The following is a 13,001-nucleotide window of genomic DNA, read 5'->3' on the forward strand; positions in this document are numbered from 1 at the left end:
CCGCGCCCCAACGGCGCTCCTCGTCAAGCCTTCCAGACCCCCGCAGCGGCGGCTTCCCGCACGAAATCCCCGAAGTCACGGGGCGCACGCCCCAGCACCCGCCGGACCCCGTCCGTGAGATGCGCATTGCGCCCGTCGAGCAGCCCCTCGAACACCTCCACCAGAAACTCCGCCTCCTCCGCCGGCACACCGAACCCGGTCAGCGCCTCGCCATAAGCCCGCGCAGGCACCGGCGCATAGGAAACCTCCCTACCGCTCGCCGCAGAGATCTCTGCGACCGCCTCGCGGAACGACAGCAGCCGAGGCCCGGTCACCTCCACCATCCGCCCGACATACCGCTCCCCGGCCGTCAAAGCCGCAGCGACCACGTCGGCGATGTCCCGCACATCGACGAACGGCTCCCGCACCTCACCCGCCGGAAACACCAGCTCACCCCTGCGCAACTCCTGCACCAGCGGCCCCTCGCTGAAGTTCTGCGCGAACCACGCGGCCCGTACCACCGTCCAGTCGGCACCCGAGGCCTTCAGCGCCTCCTCGGTCGCCAGGGCCTGCTCCTCGCCGCGCGCCGACAGCAGCACCAGCCGCCGCACCCCGAGCCCGACCGCCTCCCGGGCGAGCGCCCCGACGCTCTCGGCCGCCGCAGGGGCGCCGACGTCGGACGGGTGCACGAGGTACGCCGCGTCGGCGCCCCGCAGGGTCTGCGCCCAGGTCGTCGGGTCCTCCCAGTCGAAACCGTGGGCGCGGGACGCGGCCCGCACCGCGAACCCCGCCGCCCGTGCCGCCCGCACCACGCGGCTCCCGGTGCGCCCCGAGGCACCGGTCACCACCACCGTCATGTTCTGCGTGTTCGCTGCGTCGTCAGCCATGCCCCCAGTCAAGGGCCGCACGCCCCAAGACCCCATCGCCGAACGGCTCATTCCCATGCGCGGGCGTCTACGCTCACGGCATGGACCCCCTTGCAGGTCTCCTCGACGGACCCCGCGCGCGGGGCGCCTTCATGATCCGGGCGTGCTTCGAACCGCCCTGGTGCGTACGGATCGAGGACCGGGCCCCGCTCACCGTCATGCTGATGGTCCGTGGCGAGGCGTGGATCATGCCGGACGCGGGCGAGCGAAACGAGCTGGGGGTCCCCCCGGCCGAAGGCTGGGGGAGGGTGCTGCTACGGCCCGGCGACCTCGCCATCGCGCGCGGTCCGGACCCGTACACCTGTGCCGACGCCCCCGAGACGCAGCCGCAGGCGCTGATCCTGCCGGGGGCCGAGTGCCGCTACCCCGACGGACGTTCCCTCAACGGCGTCATGGACCTCGGTGTGCGCACCTGGGGCGACCGGCTCGACGGGTCGGCCGTGCTGCTGATCGGCACCTATCTGTGGCAGGGCGAGGTCAGCGGGCGGCTGCTGGACGCCCTGCCACCGCTGCTGTCCCTCACACCCGAGGTGTGGGACTGCCCGCTCACCCCGCTCCTCATGGAGGAGATCGTGCGGGACGAGCCGGGCCAGGAGGTCGTCCTGGACCGCCTCCTCGACCTGCTGGTCATCGCCGCGCTCAGGGCCTGGTTCGCCCGCCCTGAGGCGGCGGCACCGGCCTGGTACCGGGCGCTGGCGGACCCCGTGGTGGGCCGGGTCGTCCGCCTGCTCCACGACGATCCCGCCCACCCCTGGACGGTCGCCTCCCTCGCGGCCAAGGCGGGAGTCTCCCGGGCCGCCCTCGCCCGCCGCTTCACCGGCCTCCTGGGCGAACCCCCCATGACGTACCTGACCGGCCGACGCCTGGCCCTGGCCGCCGACCGGCTGCGCGACACGGACGACACCCTGGAGGCGATCGCCCGCCAGGTCGGCTACGGCAGCCCGTTCGCACTGTCCAGCGCCTTCAAGCGGGTGTACGGCGTGAGCCCGCAGGAGCACCGGACGCGGACGCCGTAGCCTTCCGCGGGGGTGTCGCGGGGCGGTCGTGCGGACGTACGGCCTGTCTGGCGGGAGCGGGGCGCGTGCTGCTCGATCGACGGGCTTGGGGGGCGGCCGCCGGTTGGCCGGCGCAGGGCGTTCGCGGTGTGCGGTGCCGTCGAGCGGCATGAGCCCGCAGGAGCACCGGATGCCGACGGCGTAGCCTTCCGTACGTGTACACGGAGAGGGCGTCACGGCTGACCGGGGCCGTCGTGTGGACGAACAGCCCGTCCGAGGCGGGGGCCGGGCGGGTGCTCCCCGACGGCTGCATGGACCTGCTGTGGCACCAGGGCCGGCTGTTGGTCGCGGGCCCCGACACACATGCGTACGTCACCGCGGGCGAGCCGGGAGTGTGGGTCGGCGTCCGCTTCTACCCCGGCACCGCGCCCGCCCTCCTGGGCGTGCCCGCGCACGAGCTGCGGGACCGGCGCGTGGCGCTCGGCGAACTGCGGCCGGCCGCGGAGGTCCGCCGTCTCACCGCCCGAGTGAACGCCGCCGTCGAAACGGCGGACGGTCTGGAGGAGCTGGCGCTGCGGCTGGCCGCCGACACTGACCCTCCTGACCCGCTGCTACGGCACCTCGTGACCGCCCTCGGCGAGGGCCGCCCGGTCGCAGCCGCCGCCGACGAACTCGGCCTGGGAGCCCGCCAGTTGCACCGCCGCTCCCTCGCCGCCTTCGGCTACGGCCCCAAGATGCTGGCCCGGGTGCTGCGGCTGCAGCGGGCGCTGCGGCTGGCCCGGGAAGGGGTGCCGTTCGCGGAGACGGCGGCCCGGACCGGGTTCGCCGACCAGGCCCATCTGGCCCGCGACGTCAAGGAGTTGGCGGGGCTGCGGCTCGGGCAGCTACTCGGCCGCGGGTAGCTGTGCGAACAGGTCGACGCCGTTGCCGTCCGGGTCGTGCACCACGGCGTACCGCATCCCCCAGAAGGCGTCCCACGGCTTGAGTTCGCCGTGGTACCCGGCGCCCACGAGGTCCTCGTAGACGGAGTCCACCTCGGTGGGCGACCCGCACTTGAAGGCGAGCGAGATCCGGCCGCCGGCGGTCGGCGGCTGCCACCCCGGGTGGAAGGAACGGACGGTCTCCTCGGGATCCAGGGCGAGGGTCAGCCCTCCGGGCAGTTCGGCCTCGACGTGCGGCTGGTCCTCGGAGCCCTCGGGGAAGACGAGCCCGAGACGACGGTAGAAGGCGAGCGAGGCGGCCAGGTCGGAGACGACGAGGCCGACCACGGCGAATCGTGGAGTCATGCCGTCACCGTAGGCAGCGCCCCGGCGGCCGGTCTTGAAGGAATCGGACACCCTCAGCCGAAGGTCACCGGCCCGCGAGGGGTGTCCACCGTGAACGAGAGACCCACCGGCCCCTCGGTCACGACCAGCTCGGCTCCGACGGCGGCCAGGAGAGGGCGTATCTCGTCCGGGTCCGGGGCAGTCGCCGACAGCCGGAGCAGGGGAGTGACGGGCAGCCCCGCAGCCGTCGGGTGGACCGAGGACCCCCAGTCGATGAGAAAGGGAACGAGACCGGACGGATGCGCGGTGTCACCGTCGGTCAGGCGCCACTCCAGCAGCGTCCCGTCCGGCCGACGACGACTCATCGGCCGCACCGGCCCGGGATCGTACCCCCGCGCCCGAGCCGCCACGACCGCCGCATCCAGATCCGGCGAACTGATCGCCCAGGTCACCGTCCGCGCGGAGGCCAGCTGGTCGACGTCGAACGGCCGGGGCCCCTCCGGCCCCGCCTGCTCCGGATCAGGGCCGATGATCTCCAGATAACTGGAACCACCCAACGACACCAGATGATTACGCGTACCGAAACCGACATGAGCCCCACCGGGCGCGGGCGTCACACCGGTACGCCGAGCGAAGTCGGCCACCGTCGCGGCGAGTTCGGGCGTCGCAAGGACAAGATGGTCCAGGCGCGCGGGAATGGGGTTCATCGAAGCCGAGATTACGCAGGACGACCACCGCAATGGAACACCCGTGCGGCGATGGCAGCGCCCCTTCAGGGGCGCGCGGCCGTGTCGATATGCGGCTCCGCCGCGTGGGCGCGACCGGCCCCACGCAGCCGCAGACAACCGACAACCCGCAACGGCACTACCGCCGGGGGCACCCCGTACTGCCCCGCTCCACCAGCCGAGTGGACAACTCCGTACGCGTCCCCTCCGGCCGATCCCCTGCCATCATCCGCACAAGCAGGTGCAACGCCCCCGCCGCCATCTCCGACAACGGCTGCCGAATCGTCGTCAGAGCGGGAGCGACCCACCGCGACTCGGGCAGATCGTCGAAGCCCACCACACTGATGTCGTCCGGAACCCGCAACCCCCGTGCGGCCAGGGCTCGGTACACCCCCAGCGCCATGTGGTCGGAGCACACGAACACCGCCGTCGGCGGCTCGGACAGGTCCAGAAGGTCCAGCATGCGCCGATGCGCGACGCCCTCGTCGAAGCCGGCGTGCCGGACGTACTCCGGCCGATGCCGCACCCCCGCCGAGGCGAGCGCCGAGCGGTACCCGGCGACCCGGGCGCTGCTGCACATCTTGCGCTGGTGGCCGGCGATGACGGCGATGCGTTCGTGGCCGAGGGAGAGCAGGTGCTCGGTCGCGGTGACCCCGCCCTGCCAGTTCGCCGCGCCCACCGACACCACACCCGGCGGGGGTTCGAGAACCGGGTCGATCAGGACGTACGGGATGCGGTGCGTGTCCAGCCAGGCGTACTGCGAGGGCGTCAGCTCGGCCAGGTTGAACAGCACCCCGGACGAACCACGCGCGATCAGCTTGTCCAGCCAGCCGCGCTCCGGGCGCCCGCCACGGGTGCGGGTGAGTCCCGCCGAGACGACCACTTCGAGACCCGCGTCGTGCGCCGCCGCCTCCACACCGTGCAGCACCGCCCCCGACCAGGAACTGTCCAGCGAGTGCACGACCAGGTCGACCAGCCCCGGCACCTTCGCCGCGTCGAACCGGGGTCTGCGGACATAGCCGAGCCGGTCGAGTGCCTCGGTGACACGGCGGCGCGTCTCCGGAGCCACGTCCTCCCGGCCGTTGACCACCTTGGACGCGGTCGGCACGGACACCCCCGCCGCGCGGGCCACGACCGCCAGCGTCGGCCCGGCCGCCACGCTCGCACTCCCCGTGCGAACCATCGGGAACCACCTCTCCGGCCCGCCCGAGGGCCATGAAAAGTTTCGACCAGCGCGGAAACGGTAAGCGCTTCCTACCCTAAGTTCACTGGATCACGTCGGGAAGAGGCCGTACTTCGCAGGCCTTCATGGTTTCGGACTTTCGAAACTTCGAACGCAGCTGAGGCGGCGCCGACCCGGGGCAGCTAGCTCGGCTTCGGCACCCTGGTGTACGCCAAGTAGCCGGTGAATCGCGCTCTGCACCGGAATACCGGAGCGATCTGTGGTGCTCTGGTGTTACCGGTGCAGTGGCGCGGTGAGGAGGCTGGTGGTCGTATGACGGCAGCAGTCCAGGCAGACCCGGTGGTGAGCACGCCGTACGGAGCCGTACGCGGCCGGTACGAGCACGGCGTCGCGGTGTTCCGCGGCATCCCGTACGCCGCGCCCCCCTTCGGCCCCCACAGGTTTCGGCCGCCGGTACCGCCCGAGCCCTGGGACGGCGTGCGCGACGCGGGCGCGTTCGGGCCGACGCCGCCGAAGCCGCCGTACTCCGAGGCCTTCGAGAAGTACCTGTCCGACCCGGTCATCCCCGGTGACGACTGCCTCAATCTGAACGTGTGGACGCCGGAGCCGGGCCCAGGGGCCCGGCTCCCGGTACTTGTGTGGCTGCACGGCGGCGCCCTGACCAGGGGATCCTCCGCGGTGCTCGTGTACGACGGGCGAAACTTCGCCCGGGACGGCGTCGTCCTGGTCTCGGTCAACTACCGGCTGGGAGTCGAGGGTTACGGACTGTTCCCGGACGCCCCCGCCAACCCCGGCCTGCGCGACCAGCTCGCCGCCCTGCGATGGGTGCACGAGTCGATCACCGCCTTCGGCGGCGACCCCGACCGGATCACCGTCGCCGGGCAGTCCGCGGGGGCCATCAGCATCGGCGCCCTGCTGGCCGCCCCGCAGGCACAGGGGCTGGTACGGCGGGCGGTCCTGCAGAGCGGGCCGCCCGAGGCGTTCGAACGGGACAAGGTACGGCGCATGGTGCGCCGCATGGCCACCCGCCTGAAGATCCCTGCGACCGCAGCGGCCTTCGCCGACGTCGACCGTGACCTGCTCCTGCGCACCCAGGCCGACGTCGGCAAGCTCAGCAGCCCGGTGCTCGGCGGTCCCTCCTTCGGCATCGTCGTCGATGGCGACCTGGTGCCGCGCGACCCCCTGGAGGCGCTCGTCGACGGCGACGCGGCGCACGGCGTCGACCTGATGATGGGGTGGACCAGCGACGAGTACCGCCTCTGGCTCGTCCCCGGCGGCCTCCTGGAACGCGTCGACCACCTGGGCGCGGTCGCCCTGGCCGGCGCCATGGCCCGCTGCCACTGCAACACCGAGGTACCCCGCGGCTACCGCAACCTGCACCCCGAGGCCGGTACCGCCGAGATCGTCGGCCAGATGGTCACCGACCATCTGCTGCGCCTCCCGCTGCACCACCTGGCCGACGCCCGCACCGGCACCTCGTACGTGTACGAGTTCGCCTGGCCCTCCAACCTCCCCGGCCTCGGCGCCTGCCACGCCCTGGAGCTCGGTTTCGTCTTCGACACCGGCGACGTACCGGAATCGCAAAAACTCGCAGGTGAGGGCGCGCCTCAGGAGCTGGCCGACGCCATGCACGCGGCGTGGGTGCGGTTCGCGGCCGACGGGGACCCCGGCTGGGAGCCCTGGGACGCCACGCATCCGGTGCGGATCTTCGACGCGGGCGAGCCCCGGACCGTCCACGGCCCGCGGGACGCCGAAATCGCCCTGTGGACCGCCGACGCCCTCAGGACTCCGCCCTCCCCACCCGCATCGGTCCGGGTCGACGGCTCACCCGCCCGCAGCGCGGAACTGCGGTCCGTCGTACGGCGGCTGCGGCTGCCCGGCTCGGTCCGCCGACAGTGACCACCGGGGCGGCTGCCTCCGGACTGCCGCCACTGCCGTCGTAACCGGCCGGCGGAACATCGCCAGACACGTGTCCGTCGCGGAGACCACGGCCGTGAACTCCAGCCTGCGCCCCGAAAGGGGCGCGGGGAACGGCGCGAGCAGCCACAGACAAGCGGCAGCCGCGACACAGAACCCCTACGGCGAAAAGGCGAACGCTTCAGCGACCCAGCGCCCCGGCAATCCCCGCGATGGCCTCCGGCCCCACCCGGCAGCAACCACCGATCAGCCGCGCCCCGGCACCCCGCCATCCCGAAACCTGTTCGGCGGCGAAGGAGGACCGCCCCGCCCAGGTGCGACCCTCCGCATCCCAGGCCTCCCCGCTGTTGGGGTAGACGACGACCGGTTTGCCAGTGACCCGGACGGCAGTCCGCACCGCACGGTCGACATCCTCCGGCGCACAGCAATTGACGCCGACAGCGATCACTTCGTCCACGTCGGCGGCAAGGCCGAACGCCTCCTCCAGCGACTGCCCCGCACGGGTGCGATCACCGTCCACGGTGTACGAGAGCCAGGCGGGGACGCCAAGTCCCCGCACCCCCCGCAGCAGCGCCGCCGCCTCCTCGGCATCCGGCACCGTCTCCAGCGCCAGTACGTCCGGACCGGCGGCGGCCAGCACCTCCAGCCGGGGCCGGTGGAAGCGCTCCAGCTCGTCGACGCTCAGCCCGTACCGCCCCCGGTACTCGGAGCCGTCCGCGAGCATCGCCCCGTACGGGCCGACCGACGCGGCCACCCACAGGGGCCGCGTGACCCCCTTGGCCTGCGCCTGCTTCGCCGCCTCGCGGGCCAACTCCACGCTCAGAGCGAGCAGTTCGGCGGCCCGCTCCCGCCCGATCCCGCGCCCCGCGAACCCCTCGAACGTGGCCTGGTAGCTCGACGTGATCGCCACGTCGGCCCCCGCCTCGTAGTACGCGAGGTGTGCCTCGGTGATCGCCTCGGGCCGCTCGGCGAGCAGCCGCGCCGACCACAGCTCGTCGCTCAGGTCGTGCCCGGCGGACTCCAGCTGGTTGGACATGCCGCCGTCGAGCACGACGGTTCCGGCGGCGAGGGCCTCGGCGAGGGAGGAAGGGGTGTCGCTGGTCATGGGAAGACGCTAACCGAAGGGGCCGGTGACGACCGTTCATGTCCAGCACGTGAACAGATCGCCCAGCATGTGGGACGCCGGGTTACGATCACGCACCCCCGGTCCCCCTCTGCACGGAAAGCACCATGACTGCCCCCAGCCCCACCGAGGCCACCGCATCCGAGCCGGCCGCCACCGCCACTCCCCGCCGCACCTTCGGCCTCGCCGCGGCCACCGCGCTGGTCATGGGCAACATCATCGGCGGCGGCATCTTCGCCCTGCCCGCCGCCGTCGCCCCGTACGGCACGGTGAGTCTGCTCGCGTTCCTCGTGCTGTCGGTCGCCGCGGTACTGCTCGCCCTGCTCTTCGGCAGGCTGGCCCGGCGCAGCCCGGTCACCGGCGGTCTGTATGTGTACCCGCGCGACGCGTTCGGCCCGTTCGCCGGGTTCCTGTCGGCCTGGTCGTACTGGACGATGTGCTGGGTCAGCATCGCCGCGCTCGCCGTCGCGGTCGTCGGCTACGTCGATGTTCTCGTCCCCCTGCACGGCAACCACGCCCTGGAAGCGGTCGTGGCCCTTGCCGCGCTGTGGCTGCCGGCGGCCGCGAACTTCGCCGGGACCCGCTGGGTCGGCGCGGTCCAGGTGGTGTCGACGATCCTGAAGTTCGTGCCGCTGCTGCTCGTCTCCACGATCGGGCTCTTCTTCGTCGACGCGGACAACTTCGGCCCGTTCAACGCCTCCGGCGACAGCACGCCCGGCGCGCTCGCCGCGGCGGCAGCCCTGCTCCTCTACAGCTTCCTCGGCGTCGAGTCGGCCGCGGTCAGCGCGGGCGAGGTGGAGAACCCGGAGCGAAACGTCGGCCGCGCGAGCGTCCTCGGCACCCTGGGCTCCGCCCTCGTCTACCTCCTCGGCACGGTCGCCGTCTTCGGTCTCGTCCCGCACGACAAGCTGGTGAACTCCGGCGCCCCCTTCGCCGACGCCGTGAACGCGATCACCGGCGGCTCCTGGGGCGGCACGGCCATCGCCCTGGTCGCCGTCGCGTCGATCACGGGCTGCCTCAACGGCTGGATCCTGATGGCCGCGCAGATGCCGTACGCCGCCGCCCGCGACGGCCTCTTCCCGGCACCGTTCGCGAAGGTCGGCAAGGGCGGGGTGCCCGGCTTCGGGGTCTGGGCCGTCGCGGTCCTCGGCACGCTCCTGATCGCCCTGAACTACACGGCGGGCCCCGACACCACCTTCCGCGTCCTCGTCCTGATCACGACGTTCACCGGCTGCGTGCCCTACCTGCTGTCGGCCGCCGCGCAGCTGTACTGGCTGGCCCGGGGCACCCGCGAGCGCGTCCGCCCGGCCGGACTCGCCCGCGACCTGACCGTCGCCGCCCTGTCCTTCGCGTTCTCCTTCTGGCTGATCGCGGGCGCCGGTTACGCGGCCGTCTACCAGGGTGTGCTGTTCCTGTTCGCGGGGATCCCGGTGTACGTGTGGCTACAGGGCCGGAAGCAGGAGTCGGAGGGGGAGACGGCCACGCTGTCCGCGTGAGACGACACAGCGCCGGCTAGCCGTGCGCAGCGTGCCGTCCACCCCTTCGCCCGCCACTGCGCCCGCGCCTGACCGCCGGCACCACGAGCCCGACCAGCAGCCCCGCCGCCAGCACGTACGGCCACCAGCCGAGGCCGCTGGTCGCGGTGCCGCCCGCCACCGCGCCGCCGGACGATGCCGTGTCCGGGCGGGCGGCGGTCGGGGAGTGGCTCCCGGTGGTCGCGGTCAGGGTGACGTCATTGCCGTCGCCGCCGTGGTAACTGATCCGGTACGTGGTGTCGGCGAGCTTCAGCCGTGTGCCTTCCTCGAGCCCCTTGAAGGCGCCGGTGGTCCTCGACCTCCCCGAATGCTCGATGACGGTGATCGCAGGGCCCGGTTTCGTCCCGGCGGCCGACAGGTCGAGGTCTCCGGCCAGCCGGACCGATGATCCCGTCACCTTCAACGGCGTGGCGCCCAGGACCAGTTCGCCCTTCGCGCTCTGTGTGTAGCTCCCGGAGACCGTGACCCCGCCCGCCACGACACCGTCGTTGGTCACGGCCCCCTTCACGGTGCCCTTGCCGGTGAGCGTGGTGGCCACGCGCAGTCCGGACGGCCCGGGGTCGAGGCGCGAGTCCGTCGAGTCGAGTCTGATCGCCTTGCTGTGGACGAGGGTCGCACCGGAGCGCAGCGCCAGGGTGCCCTTCTCGACCGTCGTGGTGCCGGTGTACGTCACCTGGCTTCCCGTCAGGGTGGCCGTGGCGGTCCCGGTCTGCGTCAGAGATCCGCTGCCGCTGATCCGGGACAGCGCCAGGGACTTGCCCGTGTTGTTCAGCACCAGCGAGCCGTTGTCGACCACCTTGTAGAGGTCACCCTTGGTGTAGAGCCCGCCGTCCCCGCCCGGCCTGCCGCTGCCCAGTCGCAGGACCGCGCCCTTCTCGACCGTCGTCGAGCCGTTGTAGTACTGGACGGCGGCGAAGGTCACGTCGTTGCCCTTCGTCCCCTTGACGACGATGTCCCCGGCGCCGGGCGCGGCCAGCGTGTCGTGGAACCTGCCGCCGCCGATGGGAGCGCCCAGCGTCACCGGCCCGTCGTAGTCGAACGTGAGCAGCGAACGGGACCGCGCCGCGAGCAAGTTGATGTAAACCGTCTCTGCCGTGCCCGGCATGAAGATCTTGTGGGTCGTGCCGTCGCCCCACTGGACGTTCGCGCCCTTGATGTTGGTGCCGCGCTTGTTGACGTTCTTGTGCGCGGGCGTCCAGTTCAGGGACGGGTCGCTGAGTGAGGGGTCGGTGTCGCCGCCCTGGTTCGACCAGCTGTACTGGCCGGTCAGGACCACCTTGCTGCCGGGCCGGGACTGGACGTTGATGTCACTGCCGTACTCGCGCTGGTAGAAGTCCATGCCCATGGTGACGGTCTGACCGAGAGGCGTGTCCACGGTCCAGGTCCCCTGGTTGAGGACCTTGCGCACGTTCGGCAGCGAGGTGGCGAACTCCGGCGCGCCGGCGCTGAGCTGGGTGCCGTTGTCGATCACCCCCGAGAAGGAGTGGGTGCCCGACAGGGCCCAGCTGCCCCAGAGGAAGCGCGGCTGTGTGATCAGGCCCGAGCCGCTGATCGTGCCCAGGTTGTAGGCGCTCGTCAGCGACAGCCGCAGCGTGCCGTCGACCCGGATGTTGTCCTGGTTGAGCCGGAACCCCGGGGTGTTGTACGGGAAGTGCCCGATCAGCCCGGTCGTCCCGCCGACGCCGTACTGCAGGGTCGCGCCCCGCTCGACGGTGATCGCGGGCGGGTCGTCGTCGGCCGTGGTGACGTAGGGGTGGTTGCCGCCCTGCGTCCTCACCACCTGCCGCTGACGGGACCGGGGGAGCGTGAAGTCGCTGTCCTTGGTGAGGACCAGTGTCCCGCCGCCGCGCACCGTGAGTGTGCCCTCGCCGCGGAACACCCCGTCGTACGTCGTCGTCCCGGACGGCACGGTGACCACGGCGTCGCCGGTGAGCGTCACGTCCCGGTCGGCGAGCACCTCGGCGGTGACGTCACGGGTGCCGGCGGCCGCTGCGGGGGGAGCGGTGGAGAGCAGGGCGGCGACGGCCGCGAGGGCTCCGGCGAAGGCTGCTGTCTGGTGGGGGGTATGGCTGCGCACGTAGAGGAGACGGGCCGGGAGGGCGGCCGATAACAGAAAAACTGCCGCACGGCCGAAATTGGGAAAGCGCTGTCTGTCAGTCGCGTCAGACCCGTTGACCTCCCCGTTCCACACCCTTACCTTTTCGGCGTTCGTAATCACAGATGTTGTTCGCTACCTCGAACGTCCCCCCATGAGAGGCAGCCGCATGAGCCGCAACAACGACCTGCCCCAAGTGCCCAGCCGTCGCCTGATGCTCAAGGGAGCGGCCCTGGCCGCGGGCACCCTGGCGGCCGCCCCCGCCGTGGCCACCGCCGCGCCGACCGCGAAGGCGGCCCCGTTCGTGAACCCCCTCGTCCGTCAGCGCGCCGACCCGTACATCCACCGCCACGCCGACGGCCACTACTACTTCACGGCCACCGTCCCCGAGTACGACCGCATCATCCTGCGCCGCTCCCGCACCCTCAACGGACTTGCGACCGCCGCCGAGTCCGTCATCTGGACCAAGCACGCCACGGGTGTCATGGGCGCGCACATCTGGGCGCCGGAGATCCACCGCATCGGCGGCAAGTGGTACATCTACTTCGCCTCCGCGCCCGCCGAGAGCGTCTGGGACATCCGCATCTGGGTCCTGGAGAACGCCAGCCCCGATCCCTTCAAGGGAACCTGGGTGGAGAGGGGCCAGGTGAAGACCGCCTGGGAGACCTTCTCCCTGGACGCCACCACCTTCAGCCACCGCGGCACCCGCTATCTCGTCTGGGCCCAGCACGAGCCCGGCATGGACAACAACACCGCCCTGTGGTTGTCGAGGATGGCGAACCCCTGGACCCTGACCGGCCCCCAAGTGCGGCTCTCCACACCGGAGTACGACTGGGAGACCATCGGCTACAAGGTCAATGAGGGCCCCGCCGTCCTCGCCCGCAACGGCCGTCTCTTCCTCTCCTACTCGGCCAGCGCCACCGACCACCACTACTGCATGGGCCTGCTGACCGTCGACGCGAACGCCGACCTGATGGACCCCGCCAACTGGTCCAAGTCGCCGACGCCCGTCTTCACCAGCAACGACACCACCGAGCAGTACGGCCCCGGCCACAACTGCTTCACGGTCGCCGAGGACGGCCGCAGTGACGTCCTCGTCTACCACGCCCGCCAGTACAAGGAGATCACCGGCGACCCCCTGAACGACCCCAACCGCCACACCAGGATCCAGAAGCTGGGCTGGAACCAGGACGGCACCCCCCACTTCGGCGTGCCCGTGGCCGACACGGTCGCCGGCTCCGCGATGGAGAGTGCGTGA

11 protein-coding genes are annotated in these 13,001 nt (G+C 71.9%); 5 read left to right on the forward strand and 6 right to left on the reverse strand.

The features are described from left to right. Positions 1–23 precede the first annotated feature (23 nt). Positions 24–866 carry an NmrA family NAD(P)-binding protein gene (locus ACFY1E_RS28260; RefSeq protein WP_389080458.1) on the reverse strand — a complete coding sequence of 281 codons (843 nt, stop codon included), beginning with the start codon at positions 864–866 and terminating at the stop codon, positions 24–26. Between the two features lie 80 nt (positions 867–946). On the opposite strand from ACFY1E_RS28260, the gene ACFY1E_RS28265 reads away from it, so the two are divergent. After that, positions 947–1,921: a cupin domain-containing protein gene (locus tag ACFY1E_RS28265; protein ID WP_389080459.1), complete on the forward strand. Its 975-nt coding sequence runs from the start codon at positions 947–949 to the stop codon at positions 1,919–1,921. 194 nt (positions 1,922–2,115) lie between these two features. Further along, positions 2,116–2,802 carry a helix-turn-helix domain-containing protein gene (locus tag ACFY1E_RS28270; protein WP_389080460.1) on the forward strand — a complete coding sequence of 229 codons (687 nt, stop codon included), beginning with the start codon at positions 2,116–2,118 and terminating at the stop codon, positions 2,800–2,802. Here ACFY1E_RS28270 and ACFY1E_RS28275 read toward each other — a convergent pair. The 3 genes from ACFY1E_RS28275 to ACFY1E_RS28285 all read right to left on the reverse strand — a co-directional run bounded on the left by ACFY1E_RS28275 (position 2,785) and on the right by ACFY1E_RS28285 (position 5,073). Then, complete coding sequence (locus tag ACFY1E_RS28275) at positions 2,785–3,186, reverse strand: VOC family protein (protein ID WP_389080462.1); 402 nt, start codon at positions 3,184–3,186, stop codon at positions 2,785–2,787. The two genes, ACFY1E_RS28270 and ACFY1E_RS28275, sit on opposite strands and share 18 nt — an antisense overlap. Before the next feature lie 53 nt (positions 3,187–3,239). After that, positions 3,240–3,872 carry a VOC family protein gene (locus ACFY1E_RS28280; protein WP_389080463.1) on the reverse strand — a complete coding sequence of 211 codons (633 nt, stop codon included), beginning with the start codon at positions 3,870–3,872 and terminating at the stop codon, positions 3,240–3,242. A 157-nt stretch (positions 3,873–4,029) separates the two neighbouring features. Next, complete coding sequence (locus ACFY1E_RS28285; RefSeq protein WP_389080465.1) at positions 4,030–5,073, reverse strand: LacI family DNA-binding transcriptional regulator; 1,044 nt, start codon at positions 5,071–5,073, stop codon at positions 4,030–4,032. Between the two features lie 312 nt (positions 5,074–5,385). On the opposite strand from ACFY1E_RS28285, the gene ACFY1E_RS28290 reads away from it, so the two are divergent. Next, positions 5,386–6,972, forward strand: coding sequence for a carboxylesterase/lipase family protein (locus tag ACFY1E_RS28290; protein ID WP_389080466.1), 1,587 nt, complete (start codon positions 5,386–5,388; stop codon positions 6,970–6,972). A gap of 199 nt (positions 6,973–7,171) precedes the next feature. Here ACFY1E_RS28290 and mmuM read toward each other — a convergent pair whose 3' ends face one another. Then, positions 7,172–8,095 carry a homocysteine S-methyltransferase gene (mmuM, locus tag ACFY1E_RS28295; RefSeq protein ID WP_389080468.1) on the reverse strand — a complete coding sequence of 308 codons (924 nt, stop codon included), beginning with the start codon at positions 8,093–8,095 and terminating at the stop codon, positions 7,172–7,174. Between the two features lie 125 nt (positions 8,096–8,220). On the opposite strand from mmuM, the gene ACFY1E_RS28300 reads away from it, so the two are divergent. Then, the gene (locus ACFY1E_RS28300; RefSeq protein WP_389080469.1) at positions 8,221–9,609 is read left to right on the forward strand and encodes an amino acid permease; all 1,389 of its coding nucleotides are present in this window, start codon (positions 8,221–8,223) and stop codon (positions 9,607–9,609) included. Positions 9,610–9,625: 16 nt separating this feature from the next. Here ACFY1E_RS28300 and ACFY1E_RS28305 read toward each other — a convergent pair whose 3' ends face one another. Then, the gene (locus ACFY1E_RS28305; protein ID WP_389080471.1) at positions 9,626–11,725 is read right to left on the reverse strand and encodes an autotransporter; all 2,100 of its coding nucleotides are present in this window, start codon (positions 11,723–11,725) and stop codon (positions 9,626–9,628) included. 187 nt (positions 11,726–11,912) lie between these two features. Here ACFY1E_RS28305 and ACFY1E_RS28310 point away from each other — a divergent pair, with 187 nt between their 5' ends. Beyond that, entirely contained in the window at positions 11,913–13,001 is a 1,089-nt protein-coding gene (locus ACFY1E_RS28310) for a family 43 glycosylhydrolase (RefSeq protein ID WP_389080544.1), read from the forward strand.

The organism is Streptomyces sp. NPDC001604 (assembly GCF_042893475.1).
GTDB lineage: Bacteria > Actinomycetota > Actinomycetes > Streptomycetales > Streptomycetaceae > Streptomyces.